This window comes from Fictibacillus terranigra (assembly GCF_030412265.1).
Lineage (GTDB): Bacteria > Bacillota > Bacilli > Bacillales > Fictibacillaceae > Fictibacillus_C > Fictibacillus_C terrinigri.
In genome coordinates this window covers 446,801-469,387 of the sequence record NZ_JAUHLN010000002.1, presented here as the reverse complement: position 1 = coordinate 469,387, position 22,587 = coordinate 446,801, and the positions used below count along the sequence as shown (strand labels likewise).

The window sequence follows — 22,587 nt, the reverse complement described above, 5'->3', positions numbered from 1 at the left end:
CCTGATTTTAGCGCAAACAGGTTTTTTCATGCAAAAATGTGAAGTGGAATCGATTTGAAACCCGGCGGTTGTGCCTAATAATTTTAATGGAATACTTGCTTTTTTGCTTAGTTAGGTCTAGAATTGTAAACGTTTAGTACATATTTTTTAACAAACAGCTTTGGTGATCAGCGCGCTTATTTTCTATTGGAAAATAGCGTATTTTTATACATAAAGCTGTCGGTGAGTATACAGAATGAAAAGCATAGAAGGGGTGGAGTTCATGGTGGATCAACTTTCCTGGAAAGTTGGCGGACAGCAAGGGGAAGGGATAGACAGTACCGGAGAAATTTTTGCAATGGCCTTAAATCGTCTTGGATACTATCTCTACAGTTATCGGCATTTTTCTTCCCGTATTAAAGGCGGACATACAAATAATAAAATTCGTGTCAGTACAAAACAAACAAGGTCGATTTCGGACGATCTTGATATCTTAATCGCATTTGATCAGGAAACGATCGATGTGAATGTTCATGAGATGCGTGACGGAGGTGTCGTCATCGGCGATGCAAAGTTCAATCCAGTCGTTCCGGAAGGCTCTAATGTAAGGCTCTTTTCAGTTCCCTTCACGGAAATAGCGAATGAGCTCGGCACATCCTTAATGAAGAACATGGTGGCTATCGGAGCTACCAGTGCGGTGCTTGATCTGCCTGCTGAATCGTACATAGAAGTGGTAGAAGAAATCTTTTCAAGAAAAGGCGCCAAAGTTGTTGAAAAGAATATGGATGCGATTCGCAAAGGCGCTGAGTTCTTTAATGAGGCAGCAGGCGGACCGATCGAAGGGTTCCAGCTGGAAAAAGCAGATGGAAAAAAACGTATGTTTATGATCGGCAATGATGCCATCGCTCTCGGATTCGTTGCAGGCGGCGTACGTTTTATGGCTGCTTATCCGATTACTCCGGCTTCAGAGATCATGGAGTACCTTATTAAGAAACTTCCGCAGTTCGGCGGAACAGTAATTCAAACAGAGGATGAAATTGCGGCGTGTACGATGGCGATCGGCGCTAACTATGCGGGTGTTCGTACCGTCACTTCTTCTGCGGGTCCCGGTTTATCCCTCATGATGGAATCCATCGGCCTAGCAGGAATGACGGAAACACCGCTCGTTGTTGTTGATACGCAGCGCGGGGGTCCGAGCACAGGGCTTCCGACCAAGCAGGAACAATCGGATTTGATGGCCATGATCTATGGTACGCATGGTGAGATACCAAAGGTTGTCATGGCGCCAAGCACTGCGGAAGAAGCGTTCTATGACGCAGTTGAAGCATTGAATATCGCAGAGGAGTACCAATGTCCGGTCATCCTGCTGACAGATCTTCAGCTGTCTCTAGGAAAGCAGTCCGTTGAGCCCCTGGATTTCAGTAAGGTGGAAATCCGCCGCGGCACTCTTGATTTGAACGCCGAGATTCCTGAAGAGGAGGGCGGTTATTATAAACGGTATGAGCTGACAGAGTCCGGTATATCCCCTCGCGTCATCCCAGGAATGAAGAACGGAATTCATCACGTGACAGGTGTCGAGCATGATGAAACAGGCAAACCGTCTGAAGTGGCTGGCAACCGCTTGAAGCAGATGGATAAGCGCCTTAGAAAATTGAAGAATTTAAAGTTCAACACTCCGGTCGTAAAATATACCCCGAATGAAGAGGCTGATCTTCTCCTTGTCGGATTCAACTCAACAAGAGGCGTGATTGAAGAAGTCATTCCTCGTTTGGAGGCAGAAGGAATTAAAGTAAACCATGCGCATCTTCGTTTGATCCATCCTTTCCCGATTGAAGAGATGAAACCTTTAATCGATTCAGCGAAGAGAGTAGCCGTCATCGAGAATAATGCGACTGGCCAGCTGGCCAATATCCTTAAGATGAACCTTGGTTCTCATCAAAAGATCGAAAGTATCTTAAAATATGACGGAAATCCATTTCTTCCTTCTGAAATTTTCAATAAATGCAAGGAGCTGGTTTAAATGGCGACGTTTAAAGACTTCAGAAACTCAGTAAAACCGAACTGGTGCCCTGGCTGCGGCGATTTTTCCGTGCAGGCATCCATACAGCGGGCGGCAGCAAACGTCGGTCTTGAACCGAACGACCTGGCAGTGATCTCGGGGATCGGCTGTTCGGGCCGGATCTCAGGCTATATTAAATCCTACGGTTTCCACGGCATTCACGGACGTGTTCTTCCCATCGCACAAGGAGTAAAGATGGCCAACCGTGATCTCACAGTCATTGCCTCCGGAGGGGACGGTGACGGATTTGCAATCGGAATGGGGCATACCGTTCATGCCATCCGCAGAAATATTGATGTCACCTACATCGTTATGGATAACCAAATTTACGGGTTGACGAAAGGGCAGACCTCACCGCGTTCTGCTGAAGGATTTAAAACGAAGAGTACGCCTGAAGGTTCTGTTGAGTCTGCCATTGGTATCATGGAGCTTGCTCTTACAGCAGGTGCGACGTTCGTGGCTCAAAGCTTTTCAAGTGACTTAAAAGAACTGACAGCAATCATTCAAAAAGGGATTGAACATAAAGGATTCTCGTTGATTAATGTGTTCTCTCCTTGTGTCACCTACAATAAAGTAAACACGTACGACTGGTTCAAAGAACATCTTACGAGTCTTGATACCATTGAAGGCTACGATTCTTCTAACCGTATGATGGCAATGCAGACCTTGATGGAGCACGACGGCCTCGTCAAAGGCATCATCTACCAGAATAAAGAGAAGCCTTCCTATCAAGATCTAGCCCATGGATACAGCAAAGAGGCATTATCCAAAGCCGACCTTAAGATGGATGAAGAGAAATTCAACGGCTTACTGGCCGAGTTTATGTAATAAAAAGAGAAGCGCAAGCGCCCTTCATAGGGCCCGACAAGCGCTTACAACCTGATTCAAGAAAAAGGCATCCTGGAACTTTTGTTTCAGGATGCCTTTTTTGGATTTCGCAATGCGAGCTCCAGTCTTTTGTTTCTCACGATGGAGATCATATTGATGAGCAAGAAGATCATTGTAATATAAAAGATGTCTTTGATGTTGTATGAAGCAGCAACAAAGGTACCAAGCAAAGGACCCAGAAGATTTCCCAAAAAACGGGCCGAAGAACTGATGCCAAAAGCAGTTGCCTGCAGGTTGGAAGGAGCCAGTTTTTTTACGAGAACATTCAACGAAGGAATCATTCCGCCAATGAACAGACCGAGTAGAAATCTGCCTGCCAACAAAATGTGAACATCGGTTGCCAGTACTTGCGGCAGAAAGGCAAGAGCGGCCATCGTTAACGAGAGGATCAGAACCTTCCGCTGGCCATAGCGGTCGCCGATTCGCCCTAAGATCGGGGATCCGATCAAATTGGCAATACCGGTTACAGCACTGACCAGCCCCACGATTAGTGTCAAATGGTTTCCGTGGTAGATGGTTCTCGTATAGAGAGTGATAATCGGCTGGATGCTCATCATGGCCATCTGGGTGATCGCTGCTGCAATGAATACCGGATAAAGAGGTTTCAGCTCTTTCCATTCGTTTTTCTGCTTTTTCTTTCTTTCTTTTTTTACTGGGAGATCTTCTTTAATGAAGAATAAAACGACGAGTCCTGCGATGAGGATCAGTCCTCCGGTGATGAAAAAGACACCTTCAAATCCAAACAACTCCGACAGGAAGCCTCCGATCAAAGGTCCGATCAGTGTCCCGACAATCTGCCCCGTCTGCAGGGTTCCAAGGGATCTTCCTGCATCTTTGTCTGGTGTAACTGAAGCCTGAAGGGAAATCGACATGGAGATGAATCCGGAGAATAAACCGTTGACCAAACGCAGGACGAGAAGCTGCTCAGGGCCGGTGACGAGCCCCATTAAGGCTGTGACGGTGCCCATGCCAACCGCAGACCGGATAAGCATGACCTTTCTGCCATAACGGTCGGCGAGCGAGCCCCAGAGCGGCTGAAATAAAAAAGAAGTGATAAACTGGGCAGAAAAGATCCATCCTGTCCAATGTTCAACACTCTGTATATTTGTAACTCCTAATTTTTCAATATAGAGGGGCAAGAAGGGGAAGATCAGACTCATTCCTGCGGCGATAAGAAAATTAGCCGGCCAAAGAATCCAAAGGGATCGTTTCCAGTACATAACAGCATCATCTCTTTCATATACAGTTCATCTGATTTCTATTGTACTACCATTATTTAATAAAGTGAAATTTAAGGTAAATTAACTATTCGTGACCGCCTGCTTTTGGATGCAGTCCAAACATTCCTTTTACTATCGAAGTCTGTTATAATATTGAAGTTATGAGAAAAATCAACCTCTAGAGTTTCGCTGTTTGCAAGGGAGGAAATTGCAATGAATCCAAAGGGAACCAACCCTGTAAAAGATAAAAAGAAAACCGCTAAGGACTACGCGAGCTATTTTCAGACAACCTATCAGCCGCCTTCCTTAAAGGACGCCAAAAAGCGCGGTAAGGAAGAAATTAAAATTGTAAAAGATTTTGTGATTGAGGAAGAATTAAGAACGATCGGAAAAGGAAAAAAGTTTTATATCAGAACGTATGGCTGCCAGATGAACGAGCATGATACGGAAATCATGGCTGGAATTCTCGGTGATATGGGTTATGATCCGACAACTGATATGATGGAGGCCGATCTGATCTTGCTCAATACGTGTGCGATCAGGGAAAACGCCGAGAATAAGGTGTTCGGCGAACTAGGTCATCTTAAACCGCTGAAGGTGGATAAGCCTGACCTGTTGATCGGGGTATGCGGCTGCATGTCGCAAGAAGAATCGGTAGTTAACAAACTGCTGAAAACGTATCAACAGGTAGATATGATCTTTGGTACCCATAACATCCACAGACTTCCGCAAATTGTGAAAGAAGCCTATCTTTCAAAAGAAAGAGTCGTTGAAGTTTGGTCCAAAGAAGGAGATATCGTTGAGAACCTGCCCCGGGTGCGAAAAGGCAACATTCAGGGATGGGTCAACATCATGTACGGCTGCGATAAGTTTTGCACTTATTGTATCGTTCCTTATACACGAGGCAAGGAAAGGAGCCGCCGTCCGGAAGATATTATAGAAGAAGTGCGGCACTTAGCCAGGAATGGCTATCAGGAAGTAACGCTACTGGGCCAGAACGTGAACGCTTACGGAAAAGACTTTGAAGATATGACGTACGGTCTTGGAGACCTGATGGACGAGATCCGCAAGATCGATATTCCAAGAATCCGCTTTACGACAAGCCATCCGCGTGACTTTGATGACCACCTCATCGAAGTCCTGGCCAAAGGCGGAAACCTGGTCGAACATATTCATCTTCCCGTACAGCACGGAAACAGTGAGATACTTAAGCTCATGGCCAGAAAGTACACACGTGAACACTATTTGGAACTCGTAGGGAAGATAAAGAAAGCCATCCCGAATGCAGCCTTGACGACAGATATCATCGTCGGTTTCCCGAATGAGACCGAAGAACAGTTTGAGGAAACACTGTCATTGGTAAAAGAGGTTGAATACGATGCAGCCTATACCTTCATTTATTCACCAAGGGAAGGGACGCCAGCGGCGAAAATGGCGGACAACGTGCCTATGGAAGTCAAAAAAGAGAGACTTCAGCGTTTAAATTCGGTACTAAACGATATTTCGCTGCGCAAGAACCAAGCCTACCTGGATACGGTTGTTGAAGTCCTCGTTGAAGGGGAAAGCAAGAAGAAGCCTGACGTATTGTCAGGCCATACTGCATCAAATAAAGTAGTTAACTTCAAAGGGCCGAAGCACCTCATCGGCAAGATTGTAAAAGTGCATATCAACGATGCGAAAACATGGACATTAAGCGGGGATCTAATAGAAGAAAAGGCGGGAGTGTTAGAGGGATGACCTATACAAAAAGTGATATCTTGGAAAAGGCGAAAGAACTGGCAGAAATGATCGCACAAACAGAAGAAGTTGATTTTTTTAAACGGGCGGAACAGCAGATCAACGAAAACGGCACGGTATCCTTTATGATCGCCCAGATCAAAAAGCTGCAGAAGGAAGCAGTCAACCTTCAGCATTACGGTAAGCACGAAGCCCATAAGGAAGTAGAAGAAACCATCGATAATCTGATGAAGGAAGTGGACAGCATCCCGGTTGTTCAGCAGTTTAAGCAATCACAAGCGGATGTGAACGATATCTTGCAGATGGTGTCCCACACCATTTCCAACACAGTTACCGATGAGATCATCGAGTCAACAGGCGGCGATCTTTTAAAAGGTACTACAGGCTCAGCGGAAAGTTGTTCCACTGGAAATTGCGGCTGCCACTAATACGAAGACCAGGAGAATCTTGCATTCTCCTGGTCTTTTTAAATTTCACGTACCGTATTTTAAGAATAAAATATTTTCAAAATTAGGTCACCATCTGGGCATTTTACATAAACTGTATTAACGACATCATAAAAAAGTTTTTTAGCACACTAGTCATTTGCCCTGCATAGGATGAAATGAAGATTGGAAGAGGAGGGATTAAGTCTATGTCAAACATAGATCAAGATCTGAATTACAGAGAGATTATTTGCAAAGCAGTATGCGGCAAGGGGCGGAAATTCTCTCAGTCAACACATACGATCACTCCAAGCCATAGACCTACGAGTATCCTTGGAAGCTGGATCATCAATCATTCATATAAAGCTTCCAGGAACAGTGATGACACGGTTGAAGTGGAAGGCAATTATGATATTAGCATCTGGTATGCATACAACAATAACACAAAGACCGAGGTTGTTACCGAAACAGTAGGCTACAAGGATTCGATCGTACTTAGTACACGAGATGAGCATGCGACAGGAAAAGATCTAGAAGTTTCCGCAAGGTGCATTCAGGCACCAAACACCTTGGAAGCAACAATCTCACCGAATGGGGGGCGTGTGGTCATTCAATGTGAACGCGAATTCACATGCGATGTGATCGGTGAAACTAAAGTCTGCGTATATGTGAATCCTGACGGTGCGCTTGATGATTGGGAAGAAAAAGACTGGGATTACGGACTCGACGATCAGGATGTTGATGATATTGATCAATTCTTCATGGGTGAGCTGGATGAATAACGAAACAAGGAAGAAGATGCCTTCTTCCTTGCTTTTTTATGTTCAGAGGTTCTGTTTTCTTTAATCCAAATCAACATCCTATGCTATAATGAACTATTGAAAATAGAACTTAGAAGTTAGGTGAAAGCATGGCACAATACACACCAATGATTCAGCAATATTTAAAAATAAAATCGTCTCACCGTGACGCCTTTTTATTTTTCAGGCTCGGTGATTTTTATGAAATGTTTTTTGAGGATGCGACAAGAGCATCCCAGCTGCTTGAAATTACATTGACGAGCAGGGAAGGTGGAACCTCCGAACGCATACCGATGTGCGGGGTCCCTCACCATTCTGCTGCCAATTATATTAAACAGCTCGTGGAATCCGGCCACAAGGTCGCGATCTGTGAACAAGTGGAGGATCCAAAGTCGGCAAAAGGGGTCGTGAAAAGGGAAGTCATTCAGATCATTACCCCGGGAACCGTGATGGACCAAAACCTGTTAAAAGAAACCGAAAATAATTTTATTGCTGCTGTTTCCTGCAAAGATGAACAATACAGCATCGTGCTCAATGACCTTTCCACGGGTGAATTAAAAGGATATTTGTATAAAGGTGATACCTCTATGCTTATGAGTGAGCTTCAGGCGATGCATGCGAGAGAAGCCATCATGTCTTCTGAACTCTATGATCATATCGCCGAAACTCTTCGATTGCGGTATCAGATCGTCAGCTCCATTCAGGACAAGAGTGAGGTACCCGATCCTTTTCGCCGCTTAGTACAGAAGAACGAAAAAGAACTGATGAAAGAAGCGTGCGGCCGGCTCTTTCACTATTTGCTGCATACACAAAAGCGTGCGTTGGAACATCTGCAGCCTCTGAGCATGCAGCATCTTAATGAATATATGAAACTGGACAGCTTTTCCAGACGCAATTTGGAGCTGGTTGAAACGAACCGTTCAAAAGGAAAAAAGGGATCGCTTCTATGGCTGCTTGACCGTACGGTTACCGGGATGGGAAGCAGGAGACTGAAGCAATGGATCGAACAACCCCTGCTCGTTCCTGATCTTATTCAGCAACGGCTGGATGTGGTGGAAGAACTCATTCAGGAGTTTTTTGTCCGTGAAGAGCTGCGTGATAAACTCAAACAGGTATATGACCTAGAGAGGCTTGCGGGGAAAGTATCGTTTGGCAATATTACAGCGCGTGACCTCATTCAGTTGAAACAAACGCTGGGCAGCGTTCCAGGCATTAAGCAGGCGCTCTTACAATTGTCCAATCCATACAGCAGAGGATTGGCGGAACAGATGGACAGCCATGAAGAGCTGTACAACTATCTTGAATCTTCTCTGCATGACGATCCTCCATTATCATTAAAAGAGGGCGGATTGATCAAAGACGGCTATCATAAAGAGCTGGATACATACAGGGATGCCAGTGTAAATGGAAAAGCATGGATCGCATCTCTCGAACAGAAGGAGAGAAGCGAAACCGGCATCAAATCACTCAAAATCGGCTATAACCGGATATTTGGCTATTTTATAGAAGTGACTCGTTCAAACCTGTCTCTCATTCCAGAAGGGCGTTATGAAAGAAAACAAACACTTGCGAATGCTGAGCGGTTTGTAACTCCGGATCTCAAAGAGAAGGAGAGACTGATCCTTGAAGCGGAAGAGAAGATGGTCTCATTGGAGTACGAACTCTTCCTGCAAGTGAGAGAACATGTGAAAAGCTATATCCAATCTCTGCAGCTGCTGGCGAAGCAGTTGAGTGAAATCGATGTATTGCAGGCGTTTGCTGCGGTCAGCGAAGAACAAAGATATGTAAAGCCTCTCATCTCTTCGACTAACTCCGTGTCCATTTCCAACGGGCGGCATCCTGTAGTGGAGAAGGTGATGGATGCTCAGGAATATGTACCGAATGATATCTATTTGAACGATGACCGCTCGATGCTCTTGATTACAGGGCCGAACATGGCCGGTAAGAGCACTTACATGAGACAGCTTGCGCTTACTGCTGTCATGTTGCAGATCGGCTGTTTCGTGCCAGCGGATCACGCGGAGCTGCCGCTGTTTGACCAGATCTTTACAAGGATTGGCGCAGCCGATGACCTTGTTGGCGGGCAGAGTACATTTATGGTGGAGATGCTTGAAACAAGATACGCTTTAAGTAAAGCGACCAGCCAAAGTTTAATTCTGCTCGATGAGATCGGAAGGGGAACATCCACGTATGACGGGATGGCGCTTGCCCAATCCATTGTAGAATTCATCCATGACCATATCGGCGCTAAGACCCTCTTCTCTACGCACTATCATGAGTTAACGGTCCTTGAAAAGCAGCTCAGATCGCTGAAAAATGTTTATGTATCAGCGGTCGAAGAACAAGGGCGGCTCGTCTTTCTACATAAAGTGATCGACGGACAGGCTGACAAGAGTTTTGGAATCCATGTTGCACAGCTGGCAGAGCTGCCTTCGGCTGTAATCGAGAGGGCAAAATCTATTTTAGAAGATTTTGAGTCGGACGACCGTTCTCAAAAAAAAGCACAGATTGAGCCTGACACCCAACTAAGCTTGTTTATGGAAGAAAACAATACAGAGAAATTATCGAAAAAGAAACAAGAGAAATCAGAAGTGGAAGAGTTTCTAAGGACGATGAACCTTCTGGAAATGACACCGCTTGATGCGATGACCACATTGTTCAATCTGCAAAAGAAAGTGAAATAAAAGGAGACGATCAAGTGGGAAAGATAATCCAACTGGACGATCACCTATCCAATAAGATCGCTGCTGGCGAGGTAGTCGAACGGCCGGCATCTGTCGTAAAAGAGCTGGTTGAAAATTCTATTGATGCCCATTCCAGCCGTATTGAAATCGAGCTTGAAGAAGGGGGTCTGTCCCTGATCCGGATCATTGATAATGGGGATGGGATCGAACCTGAAGATTGTGAATTGGCATTCAGCCGCCATGCGACCAGTAAAATAAAAGAGGAACAAGATTTATTTCAAATCCGGACGATGGGTTTCCGGGGAGAGGCGCTTCCTTCGATCGCTTCGGTTTCTCAGATGGAAATGAAAACCGGTACGGGCACAGGTGCAGGAACGGCATTGTCCATCATGAACGGGCAGATTCAATCCGTATCTTCGACCAATGCAAGAAAAGGAACGGATATTACCGTCCGCCACTTGTTTTATAATACACCTGCAAGATTGAAGCATATGAAAACGATCAATACCGAACTGGGTAATATTTCTGACGTTATTAACAGGCTGGCGCTTGGCCATCCAGAGATCTCGTTCCGGCTCAGGCACAACGGACGGGATCTATTGAACACGAATGGAAGCGGCAACGTGCTGAACGTAATTGCGGCTGTATACGGTATGAATGTGGCAAGAAATATGGTTCCTGTGTCCGCGCGGTCTCTTGATTATGTAATCGAAGGCTATATTGCAAAACCGGAGATCACGAGAGCTTCTAGAACTTATGTGTCATTGTTCATGAACGGAAGGTATATCAGGAACTACGCCGTCCAGCGAGCTGTTCTGCAGGCATACCATACACTCCTTCCCATAGGCAGATATCCGCTTGTGGTCCTTTCGATCACGATGGATCCTTCCATTATCGACGTCAATGTTCATCCTTCCAAACTTGAAGCGAGGCTGAGCAAGGAACCGGAACTCAATTCATTGGTGGAGGAAGAAGTGAGAAAGGTGCTGCGCAAGCTGAGATTGATACCTGAACCTTCCTCTTCATTAACAGTTAGTAAACCTGAGAAGGATCTGTCAGAACAGCATAGTTTTACGTTTGAACACGAGATAAAGCCATCGGCCCGAACAGAAAAAGAAGCAGATCAACCTTTGTTTACTGAGCATATTAGGAATGAGGAAGAAAAATTTCCCGAACAAGTAAAAGAGGTTCAGCAGCTCACGGAGGAAGATTCTTTTTCTTACGTTCCTAACCAAGTTCCTGAACAACAGGAGCCCGCAGAAAGTGAGAATATGAGCAAGATTCCGGCCATGTATCCGATCGGCCAGATGCACGGAACGTATATCATCGCCCAAAATGAAGAAGGCATGTATCTCATCGATCAGCATGCGGCACAGGAAAGGATCAAATACGAGTTCTTCAGGGAAAAAGTAGGACAAGTGGCGTCAGAGCTGCAGGAGCTCATCGTTCCGCTTACGTTTCAGTTTACCAATAAAGAAGCCCTAGTTATTAATGATCACCTGGAGGTCCTTGAGAAGGTGGGAGTTTTCCTCGAACCTTTCGGCCGGTCAACCTATATCGTAAAAGCCCATCCTCAATGGTTTCCCGCAGGATTTGAGAAAGAAAGCATTGAAGAGATCATCGAGCAGGTGTTAAAAGACAAACAGGCTGATATAAAAAAGCTGAGAGAAAAAGCTGCCATTATGATGTCGTGCAAGGGTTCGATTAAAGCGAACCATCATTTGCGAAACGATGAGATCTTCATGCTGTTAGAAACACTGAGACAAAGCGAAGATCCTTATACCTGCCCCCATGGCAGGCCGATCATCATCCATTTTTCCACGTATGAGATGGAAAAGATGTTTAAGAGAGTCATGTAATGAAAAAAAACGCTGCCTTTAAACAGGCCGTTTTTTTTTGGCCATGTTTGGATTTTTCACTTTGTTCGCGTTATGATGATGATATCAATAGAAAAAAAGAAACGCTGTGATAGGAGTTTTTATGAAAGAACGGTTGATTGTGATTGTCGGTCCGACGGCTGTCGGCAAAACGAAAACAGGAATAGAACTTGCCAAAGCGCTCGATGGCGAGATCATTAGTGGTGACTCCATGCAGATCTATCGAGGCATGGACATAGGTACGGCGAAAATTACTAAAGAAGAAATGGAAGGTATTCCGCATCACCTGATCGATATTAAAGAACCTTGTGATTCATTTTCTGCCGCTGAGTTTCAGGTGCTGGCCAGAAAAAGCATATCTGAGATCAACCAGCGAGGAAAAGTACCGATCATCGTGGGAGGCACCGGTTTATACATACGATCGGTCACACACCAGTACGAATTCTCAGCAGCCCCCCAAGATGAGAGCTACCGCAAAAGACTTGAAGACCTCGCAAGGGAAAAAGGGGAGCTGCACGTTCATTCACTTCTTCAAATGAATGATCCTGAAAGTGCAAAAAGAATACACCCCAACAATGTAAGAAGAGTGATCCGAGCTCTGGAGATCTTTCACAGTACTGGCAAGACCATGTCCGAGACTTTGGCAGAACAGCAAACACCGGATGAATCCCTCTATGAACTTGTTTTTATCGGATTATTAATGGATCGGGGACTCCTTTATGAGCGGATCAACGAGAGGGTCGACGAAATGGTCGCTTCCGGTCTGGTGGAGGAAGCTAAACGATTGTATGATGAAGGAGTCAGAGACTGTCAGTCTGTACAGGCTATAGGCTATAAAGAAATATATGAATACCTTGAGGGCAGAATGTCGTTGGAAGAGGCAGTTGAACTACTTAAACGGAACTCAAGAAGGTATGCCAAGCGGCAGTACACATGGTTCAGAAACCAGATGGAGATCGACTGGTTTGATATGTCCTCACTAAACTTTTACGAGAATTTTATGGAAATCAGATTATTTGTAGAAGGAAAATTAAAGAACCTGTCGAATGACTATTTTAATGGCTAATGAGGAGGACTGTATACATGAAGCAAGCGATCAATATCCAGGATCAGTATTTAAACCAATTACGACGTGAAAACATCTATGTGACTGTATATTTACTGAATGGCTTCCAACTAAAAGGACTGGTGAAAGGGTTCGATAATTTTACGGTCATCCTGGAATCAGAAGGAAAGCAGCATTTAATATACAAGCATGCCATCTCAACTTTTACGCCTCATCGCCCGGTAGAGCTGCCGGCTGAAAATTAATACATAGGTTTGTTGGGAATAAGAAAAGCCTTGCTGGTTTCATTCAGCAAGGTTTTTTTCTCGTTCTTTTGGCAAGGATTGCAAATACTTATAATAGCGTTCCAGGCTTAAAGACGATTTAAAACCGAACTTCTTTTTGATCTGTTCCGGTTCTTTTCCTGTTTGAATTTCATTAAGGATGCACGTCCGTCTCATGTGCTGCGCTGATATGCCTTTGCGCAATCCTGAACGCTCGACCTCCATGCGGATCATTTTCTGAACAGCAATCTCGGTCAGAGGTTTAGGGGAATTTGTTTTATAGACCCAGCGGTAGGTTCCCCGCTGATAATCAAAAGCAGCGAAGAAGCAGTCATTGGAATACCAGGCTGGGCGTACCGCAGCAGGTATCGTTTGATAATAGGAATAAAGAACCGCTTGATCCTCTTTTTCCAACTTGATTTTTCTGGAAAGGCTCGTCTCGGAAGGAACTTGAATGATTCCCTTCGTAAAGTTGATATGCTTCATTTTCAAAGATGTGACTTCGAGCAAAGACAGACCATACCGGGAAAGGAGAACCACGATTGAAAAGTTGCGGCTGATCAAGAGATAGCGGTATTTTTGCTGATTCTCTGTCAGTCCTTCGTACGATTTGATGATCTCGTTCAGCCTTTCCAATTCCACAGGGGAGATGAAATCCTCTTCGCTGAAAGCCGTTTCTTCTCCAATGCCAAGATCCACCCCATTGACCGGATTATACGCCAGTTTCCCAAGGGTAATCTGAAACTGTACGAGCTGTTTTAATACCGTCAATACTCTCCGCAGCGTACGAAGCGAATAGTTTCTTTCGCGGATTAAAAAGTCAAAATAGGACTGATAGTCTTCTGTTCGAAGCGATTGAAAGGCAGAGAAGCTGTCCTCTTTTTTGACCGCCCTCATCCATGCCAAAAAGTCATTCAGATCATAAAAATAGCGCCTGATGGTACTTTCCTGTCTTCCTTTCTTCTCCAAGGTCTCTAAATATACAGCCGAATAGCGGGGCAAGGAATCGATTAGCGGATACATGAGTTACCTCCGTTTGGCGTTTTTGTTTAATTATACCAACATGTTCGAAGGGAAGCACTTTTAAAACGAAATGAATATTTGGGCAGAGAAGTTTGAACACTAATCCTATCGAATGAAAAAAGAGAGGGTTACTTCCATGAAACGATATGTACTGGCTGCAGCAGCTGTCCTTTGTGTGTCCGGATGTTCACAAAATGAACTGGATCTTGATAAAGAAAAGAATTACAAAGCACCAACGAAAGTAAACATGAAAAACCTGCCCAACTCGCAGAATGATGCACCGAACATCAACGAAAAAAATTATGAATCAAAAAATGCTAAAGAAATTTCCAGCCTTGCACAAACCGTTCCAGGGGTTAAGCATGCCGATGTCATTGTGAGCGGTATTTATACAGTCGTAGGAATCACACCGACGCATAAGCTTACACAGGGGAAGAGCGATCATCTCAGATTAAGGGTGTATCATACGATCAAAGGGAATGAACATGGGAAAAACGCGGCCATCACGACGGATCCTTCGCTCATCAAGGAGATGAGAGGAATTCAACAAAAGATCAATGCTGGTGACAATCTCTATACGGATGATGCTTATAACAAATTAGGAATATTGATCGGCAAAATCACTCCTGTCTCCAATCAGGCAAAACGGATTTATCAGAAGGATATGGACCGGACAAAGCAAAATCATAGGGGGCGGCAGGTCTACGAATAGATTATTTCCCGGATAAGCGCAAGAATTGACAAAAAAAGCATAAAAAAACCACCCATAGGTTAAATGGAGTGGTTTTAGCGTTATTTATGCCTGAGCTTCGAGCGTAAGATCATTTTCATCATCGTTTTTCGGTGAATGCGGTTTGAACTTGCCGGCAAGGTAACTTGCGATCGTAATAGTAACGATGGAATAGAGTGCATGTAGAAATCCTACCATCAAGGTTGCAGATATAACGATGATGAAATCAGTTAGAAAAAGAGTTTTGCCTCGGTTGATCGAAAGGTGCTGATCCATATAGACAGCTAATATATGAATACCGCCGAGAGAGGCGCCATTATTCAGGACGAGGACTACTCCTGTACCGATTATAAGTCCTGATGCAATTGCAATGATCAGCGGATGCAGAGCGGGAGAGGGAGAAATCTTAAGAAATTCATTGATCAAGGAGATCAGTGAGATACATAGAAGGGTATACACGGAAAAGGAGATCCCCAGCCTTTTGACAGATAAAATAAAAAAAGGAAGATTGATCACAAAAAACCAGATCCCCCATGAAATACCCGTCGAGAACGTCAGCAGCGTGGAAATTCCTGCAGTTCCCCCAAAAGTCAGGTGGGAGACGGTAAGAATCTTCGTTCCGATTGCGGTTAAGAACAACCCCATGAGAACTAAAAGCGCTTTTTTCATAAAATACATATTCATCGTTCCTTTAGTATGCAGCTAATTTTAACAATAAGGCAGCAAGAAAAAATAGTCAATACATAATTTTGCTTAAAAATACATAAAATATTCTGAAAATATACATTATTAGGTGATTTAGACAATTTAATAGAATAATTATTCACAATTATGTATGATAATCAAATTTCAAACCGGTCAGTAAGCCCGTATAATTGAAACTCTTCAGAATACATTAGAATGAGGGCTAACCGATGGGCATTTGTCACCATAAAACAATGTCATGAGTATAATAATCTTAGACAGCTAAAGAGAGGTGAATCTCTTGCATGATTCCATGACATTTAAAAAGAAAACGCAAATTAATATTATCCTGAACCAAAACAATGAAAGGGAACGCGTGGAAGAAGCAGCGAGTCCATCTGTGAAAGAAAGACAGCTTGAAAAACACCTTCCATTAAAGAAGATGGAACAAGAAATGGCATCACTCGTTGGAATGGAAGAGTTAAAGGGCTTTATTAAAGAGATCTATGCCTGGCTTTATGTGAATAAATGCAGAGCGGAACAAGGACTTAAAGTGGAAAAACAAGTGCTTCATATGATGTTTAAAGGGAATCCGGGCACAGGGAAAACAACGGTCGCACGGATGCTGGGAAACCTTTTTCATGAAATGAACGTATTGTCGAAGGGACATCTGATTGAAGTAGAACGGGCTGACCTCGTGGGAGAATATATCGGGCACACAGCACAAAAAACACGCGAGCTGCTAAAGAAAGCCATGGGGGGCATTCTGTTTATTGATGAAGCATATTCACTGGCACGCGGGGGGGAAAAAGATTTTGGCAAGGAAGCCATCGACACGCTGGTCAAAGCAATGGAGGACCAGCAGCATGACTTTATCCTGATCCTTGCGGGGTATTCTGGAGAAATGGACCGATTTTTAAAACTGAACCCCGGCCTTCCCTCAAGATTTCCGATCATGGTCTCTTTTCCGGACTACTCTGTAGATGAACTGATGGAGATCTCCAGAAAGATGGTGGCTGAGCGGCAATATATCATGGCAAAAGATTCAGAATGGAAATTGCGCCATCATCTGCAGCGGGTATGTGCAGCTGGAGAAAAATCGTTCAGCAACGGCAGGTATATCCGCAACATCATCGAGAAGGCGGTAAGGAAACAATCCGTCCGTTTGCTGAGAGAAGAAAAAACAGATAAGAAGTCGTTGATGACGCTGACGGCAGATGACCTTCATCTGGAAGAAAAACATGGAATTTGATATGATAGTTTTATTATGAATAGGAAAGCAGGTAGGTTATTTGGAAGAAATCAAGCATTCTCATCTAGAGAAAGCCATCCTCGTTGGCTGCCAGTTGCCAGGGCAAACCGACGAGCAATTTTTTTATTCAATGGAAGAATTGGAGTCGTTGACAAAAACGGCTCAGGGACAAGCTGTAGTATCTGTGACCCAAAAGCGTGAGCGCTATGATGCATCAACCTTTATAGGGAAAGGGAAAATTGAAGAGATCTTGGCGCTTGAGGAAGAACTGGAGCCGGATTTAATCATCTTTAATGACGAACTGACGCCTGCCCAAAACCGAAATCTCTCCCGCTTTTTTGAAGCAAGGGTGATCGACCGCACTCAGCTGATCCTGGATATTTTTGCAACACGTGCACGTTCCAGGGAAGGTAAGCTGCAGGTTGAACTCGCTCAGCTGCAATATATCCTGCCAAGACTTGCAGGTGTTGGTGTTTCCTTATCACGTCTCGGCGGGGGAATCGGTACGAGAGGGCCTGGAGAAACCAAGCTCGAAAAAGACAGAAGGCATATCCGTTCCAGGATTACTGAGATCAGACGCCAGCTTGAAGATATCGTAAGCCATCGAGGTCGTTACAGAGAAAGAAGAAAAGAGAATCAAGCGATCCAGGCATCGCTGGTCGGTTATACCAATGCCGGAAAATCCACCATTTTCAACGGGCTTACTGCTGCAGACAGCTATGAAGAGAATTTATTGTTTGCCACACTGGATCCGCTGACAAGAAAAATGAGGCTTCCAGCTGGCCTCCAGGTGCTTGTGACGGATACGGTCGGTTTTATTCAGGACCTTCCGACATCCCTCATTGCTGCTTTCCGCTCCACGTTAGAAGAAGTAAAGGAAGCAGACGTCCTGATCCATGTGATCGATGGCTCCAGTGAAGACCGTGATCAGCATGAATCGACCGTACTTTCTATCTTGAAGGATCTTGATGCTTCCTCCATTCCGATGATTACAGTCTACAATAAAAAAGACAAGTTTAATGAAGGCTTTATTCCGGACACGTCATCTGTATCCATCTCGGCCTTTCAAAAAGATGATCTGCTTCTTTTAAAAGATGTAATTGAAAATGAGGTGAAGAAGCAGCTGGAATACTATCATATTTTTGTCCCTGCGGAGGAAGGCAGAAAGCTGTCGATGCTGAAAAACAGCACTATCTTGCTTGAACAGGTCTTCATCGAAGATACACAAAGCTACGAGTGCAGGGGTTATGCCCTGCCATCCATGAAATTACAATAAAAGGAGTACCCTATGTTTTCACAGTTTCAAAACGGAGATCGACTGCAAAGATTAGCCATTGAGACAGAGGAAAAAATCCGGTCCCAGCATAACGGCATTCAGCAGAGAGCAGAATTTAATCAGTTAAAAGTGTTAAACAGCTTTCGTGATCATCAAGTAAGTGACTTTCACTTCACCCCGTCTACAGGTTACGGTTATGATGATGCCGGCCGAGACACACTTGAAAAAGTATATGCACAAGTGTTTGGTGCGGAAGCGGCCCTTGTAAGGCCTCAGATTATATCAGGAACACATGCCATTTCTCTCTCGTTGTTCGGTGTGCTTCTTCCTGGTGATGAGCTGCTGTACATCACAGGGAAACCTTACGATACACTCGAGGAAATCGTGGGGATTAGAGGAAAAGGAACAGGGTCCCTTAAGGAGTATAGCATTACCTATGCCCATACAGAACTTACACCAGAGGGAAGACCTGATTTCAACGCCATCTCAAAATCCATAAAAAGCCATACAAAAATGATCGGCATCCAGCGCTCAAAAGGTTACGCAGACAGACCTTCCTTTACAATAGAAGAAATCGGTGAAATGATCGCCTTTGTAAAAGAGATCAAACCGGATGTGATCGTGTTTGTTGATAATTGCTATGGAGAGTTTGTAGAAGAAAAAGAACCATGCGAAGTCGGTGCTGACCTGATCGCTGGATCACTTATCAAAAATCCTGGAGGAGGTCTTGCGAAAACAGGCGGTTATATCGCAGGCAGGAAAGAACTCGTTGAACGTTGCTCCTACCGGCTGACTTCCCCAGGAATCGGTGGTGAAGCAGGAGCTTCCCTCTATAGTCTGCTAGAAATGTACCAGGGCTTCTTCCTGGCGCCGCACGTTACAGCACAGGCGTTAAAAGGGGCAGTGTTTACAGCTGCTTTTCTTGAAAGGCTCGGTATGTCAACCAATCCATCGTGGGATGCTAAACGGACAGATCTGATCCAATCCGTTAAATTAGAAGATGAAAAAAGGATGATCGCTTTTTGCCAGGCGATTCAGCTTGTCTCTCCTGTAAATGCCCATGCTGTTCCCTATCCGGGGTACATGCCAGGATATGAAAATGATGTGATCATGGCGGCAGGAACATTTATCCAGGGAGCAAGCATCGAACTGACAGCAGACGGACCGATCCGTCCTCCTTACATTGCATTTGTGCAGGGCGGTTTAACGTATGAGCATGTGAAAATTGCGATTCTAACGGCTGCAGACCGACTGATTCAGGAGAAACTGATCTAATTAATTTTTTATGTTATTTTTTCTTACATAAGGTTGACATGTGAGGTTTTGTAACATAAGATAAAAGTAGTTGGAAGGAGGGCTTATGATGATGAATGATGATACAAGACGGAATCAACCTTTATTTCCGATTAGTATTGTTATGAAGCTGACTGAATTATCTGCCCGGCAAATTCGATATTATGAAGAACATGAATTAATTCATCCGGCACGCACTGACGGAAACCGGAGAATGTTTTCTTTCAACGATGTGGATAAATTGCTGGAAATTAAATCTCTGATTGAACAAGGAGTTAACCTTGCCGGCATCAAGCGTGTGTTTGAATTGAACCAGCAAGCAGTTAACCTTTTGAAAAATGAGGTTAAGAATGAACAAATGTCTGAGTCTGCAATTCACCGCCGTTTAAAGCGTGAGCTCATGCATGCAGGTCGATTTGGCAAAACTTCATTGATTCAAGGGGAATTATCCCGCTTTTTCCACTAATCTTAACAGTGAATGCTGTATTCAATTACTAAGGAGGAGTAACAAGTGGCTAAATTTACAAAAGACAACATCATGCAAATCGCTAAAGATGAAAATGTACGTTTCATCCGCCTTCAGTTTACCGATCTATTAGGGGTCATAAAAAACGTAGAAATTCCTGTAGGACAATTGGAAAAAGCATTAGACAATAAGATGATGTTTGACGGTTCTTCTATCGAAGGATTTGTGCGCATCGAGGAATCTGACATGCTTCTTTACCCTGATCTGGACACTTGGGTTGTTTTCCCTTGGACTTCCGAAAAAGGAAAAGTAGCAAGATTGATCTGTGATATCTACAATCCAGATGGCACTCCATTTGCCGGGGACCCTCGCGGAATCCTTAAAAAAGTATTGAAGGAAATGGAAGACCTTGGTTTCACTGACTTTAACATCGGGCCAGAGCCGGAATTCTTCCTCTTCAAAAATGATGAAAAAGGCGAGCCAACACTCGAGCTAAACGATAAAGGCGGGTATTTTGACCTTGCGCCAACGGACCTTGGTGAAAACTGCCGCCGTGACATCGTTCTTGAGCTGGAGGACATGGGCTTTGAAATTGAAGCATCTCACCATGAAGTAGCTCCGGGACAGCATGAAATTGATTTTAAATATGCAGATGCGATCACAACATGTGACAACATTCAAACGTTTAAACTCGTCGTAAAAACAATTGCCCGTAAACACGGACTTCATGCAACATTTATGGCAAAACCGCTATTCGGTGTGAATGGATCCGGTATGCATGCGAACATGTCGCTATTTAAAGATGGAGAAAACGCATTCTACAACCCATCCAATGCAACAGGGCTCAGTGAGACTGCCATGGAGTTCCTTGCTGGAATCCTTAAGCATGCACAAGACTTTACAGCCATCACAAATCCAACTGTAAACTCTTATAAGCGTTTGGTTCCTGGATATGAAGCACCTTGCTATGTTGCATGGTCCATGCAAAACCGAAGCCCGCTTATCCGTATCCCTGCTTCCCGCGGACTCAGCACACGTGTTGAGGTTCGTAGCGTGGATCCAACAGCAAACCCTTACCTAGCAATGGCTGTGCTGCTTGCATCCGGCCTGGACGGTATCAAGAATAAGCTTGAAACCCCTGCGCCGATCGACCGTAACATTTATGTAATGGACAAAGAAGAGCGCGAAGCAGAAGGAATCAAGGATCTGCCAGCGACTCTAAAAGAAGCGATCGATCGTTTAAAGAATAGCGAAGTCCTTCTTAAAGCGCTTGGTGAGCACGCAGCAGAACACTTTGTGGAAGCAAAAGAAATCGAGTGGGATATGTTCCGTACACAGGTTCACCCTTGGGAACGCGAACAATATATGTCCATGTATTAAGATCCGAAAACCCTTGACACCATTGGTGTTAAGGGGTTTTTGCTTTTTGGTCATAAAGGTTAATTTCATTAATAATTAATGCAGGACCAAAAATGGACCAAAAAATTATTACTTTAAGACATTTTTCATATATTCTTTATATTTACCCATAGTATCTGTTTCTATCTTTTTGGAGATATGGGCATAAACATCTGATGTAATTTGAATGCTGCCATGACCTAAACGCTCCTGAACATACTTCATATCAGCTCCTGCTTCCAAAAGCAAAACAGCATGTGTATGACGTAATGAATGGATTGGCACTTTGGGAAGATCGGCGCGTTTCAAAATTCGTTCAAAGGCGTTGAATAAAGTTGATTTTGGCATAATATCCCCATCATTCCTACACAATACTAGCTTTGTATGTGGAAACTTATAAAAGAAATCCCGATTTTGTCACAAATTTTATGCATATTGATTTGGAGTACTACTCAGATTTGTTGCCTGATGATATTTTAGAGGAATTTAAAAAGATTAAACGTCAAAAAGTTACTGAAATGGTTGAAAAAACTCTTAAAAAAAGAGAAAATTTTGAATGCAATTTTAGACATAGGAGACCTGCATCATGGATAACAGGAAGAAAAAACAGGTGAATATTAAACAGATAATCAGTTTTATAAAGAAAAATTTAATAAGTATTTTATCATTAATTGCTCTGTTTTTAGCAGCACCAGTTGCAGTTAACTATATTGTCTTTCTAGGTGTTTGGTAGTTCGGATAACTGGCTATCGTTTTGGGGTAACTACACAGGAGGTATTCTTAGTGCAGTAGTCGCGTATATAGTGGCTAAATTACAAATCAGAAACCAAAGAATCCTCGATAGAAGAAAAGAAATTATAGGGCAACTTCCTTCTTTACTTAGAATAGAAATTGAGCTTAAAAAGTATTATTCCGAAATTATAAGGGTCAAAGAACACAGGGAGAGCTTAATTCGTGCACACGGAGGCATATGCACTTTTGAGAATGATGATGAAGAGGGTATATCGGAATATGAGCTTAATGGAATGCAGTATAAAATGGAAATATTTGATGATGAGCATTTTAAGTTGTTAGAAAACATTAGTGACATTAACCTACATATTAACTTAATTAAATGTTTTCAATTTTATAAGGAATTTTCGACTGCATTAAACTCAGATACTATTCCCTTAGATAATCGCATAGACGAAATAGTGAAAGAGCAAGTCGATCACATTGATATGAATGGGTACACAAATAGCAATTTAAACTATGAAGCGAACAAAATAAACGACGAAAAATCAACTATTGAGGACTTAAAGGAAAGAGCATGGAAGAAAGCATTGGAAGATAAAGTAACTGAAGATTTTCAAAAGGTAATTGAGGACCTAGAAAAGGAAATTGAAAAAGTAAAAGACATAAAAGAAAATGAAGATGACAACTCTTTAGTGAATTTTTAATACATCCTACAGCCCCCTCGATATGCTC

The 22,587-nt window shown here is 43.6% G+C and carries 20 protein-coding genes and 1 pseudogene; 17 read left to right on the top strand and 4 right to left on the bottom strand.

Annotated elements, in window-relative coordinates; all coding sequences use genetic code 11:
• Positions 1-262 precede the first annotated feature (262 nt).
• Positions 263-1,999: a 2-oxoacid:acceptor oxidoreductase subunit alpha gene (locus QYF49_RS10195; RefSeq protein WP_290400414.1), complete on the top strand. Its 1,737-nt coding sequence runs from the start codon at positions 263-265 to the stop codon at positions 1,997-1,999.
• A complete protein-coding gene (locus QYF49_RS10190) occupies positions 2,000-2,866 on the top strand; it encodes a 2-oxoacid:ferredoxin oxidoreductase subunit beta (RefSeq protein WP_290399492.1) in 867 nt (288 codons plus the stop codon).
• A gap of 86 nt (positions 2,867-2,952) precedes the next feature.
• Here the strand turns inward: QYF49_RS10190 and QYF49_RS10185 are convergent, their stop codons facing one another.
• Positions 2,953-4,146: an MFS transporter gene (locus QYF49_RS10185; protein WP_290399491.1), complete on the bottom strand. Its 1,194-nt coding sequence runs from the start codon at positions 4,144-4,146 to the stop codon at positions 2,953-2,955.
• Between the two features lie 213 nt (positions 4,147-4,359).
• Between QYF49_RS10185 and miaB the strand changes: the two genes are divergently transcribed.
• From miaB to hfq, 7 genes are all read left to right on the top strand, one after another.
• Positions 4,360-5,883, top strand: coding sequence for a tRNA (N6-isopentenyl adenosine(37)-C2)-methylthiotransferase MiaB (miaB, locus tag QYF49_RS10180; RefSeq protein ID WP_290399490.1), 1,524 nt, complete (start codon positions 4,360-4,362; stop codon positions 5,881-5,883).
• Positions 5,880-6,311: a YlbF/YmcA family competence regulator gene (locus tag QYF49_RS10175; protein ID WP_290399489.1), complete on the top strand. Its 432-nt coding sequence runs from the start codon at positions 5,880-5,882 to the stop codon at positions 6,309-6,311. Before miaB ends, QYF49_RS10175 begins: the two co-directional genes overlap by 4 nt.
• A gap of 206 nt (positions 6,312-6,517) precedes the next feature.
• Positions 6,518-7,090 (top strand): outer spore coat protein CotE, encoded by a 573-nt coding sequence (gene cotE / locus QYF49_RS10170; protein WP_290399488.1) that lies wholly within the window; start codon positions 6,518-6,520, stop codon positions 7,088-7,090.
• Positions 7,091-7,218: 128 nt separating this feature from the next.
• On the top strand, positions 7,219-9,792 hold the full coding sequence (gene mutS, locus QYF49_RS10165; RefSeq protein WP_290399487.1) for a DNA mismatch repair protein MutS: 2,574 nt from the start codon (positions 7,219-7,221) through the stop codon (positions 9,790-9,792).
• Between the two features lie 14 nt (positions 9,793-9,806).
• The gene (gene mutL / locus QYF49_RS10160) at positions 9,807-11,651 is read left to right on the top strand and encodes a DNA mismatch repair endonuclease MutL (protein ID WP_290399486.1); all 1,845 of its coding nucleotides are present in this window, start codon (positions 9,807-9,809) and stop codon (positions 11,649-11,651) included.
• Between the two features lie 121 nt (positions 11,652-11,772).
• Positions 11,773-12,735, top strand: coding sequence for a tRNA (adenosine(37)-N6)-dimethylallyltransferase MiaA (gene miaA, locus QYF49_RS10155; RefSeq protein ID WP_290399485.1), 963 nt, complete (start codon positions 11,773-11,775; stop codon positions 12,733-12,735).
• A gap of 17 nt (positions 12,736-12,752) precedes the next feature.
• Positions 12,753-12,980, top strand: coding sequence for an RNA chaperone Hfq (gene hfq, locus QYF49_RS10150; protein ID WP_061969616.1), 228 nt, complete (start codon positions 12,753-12,755; stop codon positions 12,978-12,980).
• Positions 12,981-13,019: 39 nt separating this feature from the next.
• On the opposite strand, the gene QYF49_RS10145 is transcribed toward hfq, so the two are convergent.
• Complete coding sequence (locus QYF49_RS10145; RefSeq protein WP_290399484.1) at positions 13,020-14,021, bottom strand: tyrosine-type recombinase/integrase; 1,002 nt, start codon at positions 14,019-14,021, stop codon at positions 13,020-13,022.
• A gap of 136 nt (positions 14,022-14,157) precedes the next feature.
• Between QYF49_RS10145 and QYF49_RS10140 the strand changes: the two genes are divergently transcribed.
• Positions 14,158-14,733, top strand: coding sequence for a YhcN/YlaJ family sporulation lipoprotein (locus QYF49_RS10140; RefSeq protein ID WP_290399483.1), 576 nt, complete (start codon positions 14,158-14,160; stop codon positions 14,731-14,733).
• An 84-nt stretch (positions 14,734-14,817) separates the two neighbouring features.
• On the opposite strand, the gene QYF49_RS10135 is transcribed toward QYF49_RS10140, so the two are convergent.
• A complete protein-coding gene (locus QYF49_RS10135) occupies positions 14,818-15,429 on the bottom strand; it encodes a YitT family protein (protein WP_290399482.1) in 612 nt (203 codons plus the stop codon).
• Between the two features lie 319 nt (positions 15,430-15,748).
• On the opposite strand from QYF49_RS10135, the gene spoVK reads away from it, so the two are divergent.
• The 5 genes from spoVK (at position 15,749) to glnA (ending at position 21,102) form a co-directional block, all read left to right on the top strand.
• Positions 15,749-16,687, top strand: coding sequence for a stage V sporulation protein K (gene spoVK, locus QYF49_RS10130; protein ID WP_290400413.1), 939 nt, complete (start codon positions 15,749-15,751; stop codon positions 16,685-16,687).
• Positions 16,688-16,727: 40 nt separating this feature from the next.
• Complete coding sequence (hflX, locus tag QYF49_RS10125) at positions 16,728-17,963, top strand: GTPase HflX (RefSeq protein ID WP_290399481.1); 1,236 nt, start codon at positions 16,728-16,730, stop codon at positions 17,961-17,963.
• A gap of 12 nt (positions 17,964-17,975) precedes the next feature.
• Entirely contained in the window at positions 17,976-19,238 is a 1,263-nt protein-coding gene (locus tag QYF49_RS10120; RefSeq protein WP_290399480.1) for a methionine gamma-lyase family protein, read from the top strand.
• A gap of 91 nt (positions 19,239-19,329) precedes the next feature.
• Entirely contained in the window at positions 19,330-19,722 is a 393-nt protein-coding gene (locus tag QYF49_RS10115; protein WP_290400412.1) for a MerR family transcriptional regulator, read from the top strand.
• A gap of 45 nt (positions 19,723-19,767) precedes the next feature.
• Positions 19,768-21,102 (top strand): type I glutamate--ammonia ligase, encoded by a 1,335-nt coding sequence (glnA, locus tag QYF49_RS10110; protein WP_290399479.1) that lies wholly within the window; start codon positions 19,768-19,770, stop codon positions 21,100-21,102.
• Between the two features lie 108 nt (positions 21,103-21,210).
• Here the strand turns inward: glnA and QYF49_RS10105 are convergent.
• Positions 21,211-21,537: pseudogene (locus tag QYF49_RS10105) on the bottom strand (tyrosine-type recombinase/integrase); the annotation flags it as partial.
• A gap of 169 nt (positions 21,538-21,706) precedes the next feature.
• Between QYF49_RS10105 and QYF49_RS10100 the strand changes: the two are divergent.
• Complete coding sequence (locus tag QYF49_RS10100) at positions 21,707-21,853, top strand: hypothetical protein (RefSeq protein ID WP_290399478.1); 147 nt, start codon at positions 21,707-21,709, stop codon at positions 21,851-21,853.
• Positions 21,854-21,923: 70 nt separating this feature from the next.
• Positions 21,924-22,559, top strand: coding sequence for a hypothetical protein (locus tag QYF49_RS10095; RefSeq protein WP_290399477.1), 636 nt, complete (start codon positions 21,924-21,926; stop codon positions 22,557-22,559).
• The last annotated feature ends 28 nt before the right edge of the window (positions 22,560-22,587 follow it).

Bases quoted from the DNA above. Each gene is read 5' to 3' on its own strand.
- QYF49_RS10195 (WP_290400414.1), top strand. From the start codon at position 263: ATGGTGGATCAACTTTCCTGGAAAGTTGGCGGACAGCAAGGGGAAGGG.
- QYF49_RS10190 (WP_290399492.1), top strand. From the start codon at position 2,000: ATGGCGACGTTTAAAGACTTCAGAAACTCAGTAAAACCGAACTGGTGC.
- QYF49_RS10185 (WP_290399491.1), bottom strand. From the start codon at position 4,146: ATGTACTGGAAACGATCCCTTTGGATTCTTTGGCCGGCTAATTTTCTT.
- miaB (WP_290399490.1), top strand. From the start codon at position 4,360: ATGAATCCAAAGGGAACCAACCCTGTAAAAGATAAAAAGAAAACCGCT.
- QYF49_RS10175 (WP_290399489.1), top strand. From the start codon at position 5,880: ATGACCTATACAAAAAGTGATATCTTGGAAAAGGCGAAAGAACTGGCA.
- cotE (WP_290399488.1), top strand. From the start codon at position 6,518: ATGTCAAACATAGATCAAGATCTGAATTACAGAGAGATTATTTGCAAA.
- mutS (WP_290399487.1), top strand. From the start codon at position 7,219: ATGGCACAATACACACCAATGATTCAGCAATATTTAAAAATAAAATCG.
- miaA (WP_290399485.1), top strand. From the start codon at position 11,773: ATGAAAGAACGGTTGATTGTGATTGTCGGTCCGACGGCTGTCGGCAAA.
- hfq (WP_061969616.1), top strand. From the start codon at position 12,753: ATGAAGCAAGCGATCAATATCCAGGATCAGTATTTAAACCAATTACGA.
- QYF49_RS10145 (WP_290399484.1), bottom strand. From the start codon at position 14,021: ATGTATCCGCTAATCGATTCCTTGCCCCGCTATTCGGCTGTATATTTA.
- QYF49_RS10140 (WP_290399483.1), top strand. From the start codon at position 14,158: ATGAAACGATATGTACTGGCTGCAGCAGCTGTCCTTTGTGTGTCCGGA.
- QYF49_RS10135 (WP_290399482.1), bottom strand. From the start codon at position 15,429: ATGTATTTTATGAAAAAAGCGCTTTTAGTTCTCATGGGGTTGTTCTTA.
- spoVK (WP_290400413.1), top strand. From the start codon at position 15,749: ATGACATTTAAAAAGAAAACGCAAATTAATATTATCCTGAACCAAAAC.
- QYF49_RS10120 (WP_290399480.1), top strand. From the start codon at position 17,976: ATGTTTTCACAGTTTCAAAACGGAGATCGACTGCAAAGATTAGCCATT.
- QYF49_RS10115 (WP_290400412.1), top strand. From the start codon at position 19,330: ATGAATGATGATACAAGACGGAATCAACCTTTATTTCCGATTAGTATT.
- QYF49_RS10100 (WP_290399478.1), top strand. From the start codon at position 21,707: ATGGATAACAGGAAGAAAAAACAGGTGAATATTAAACAGATAATCAGT.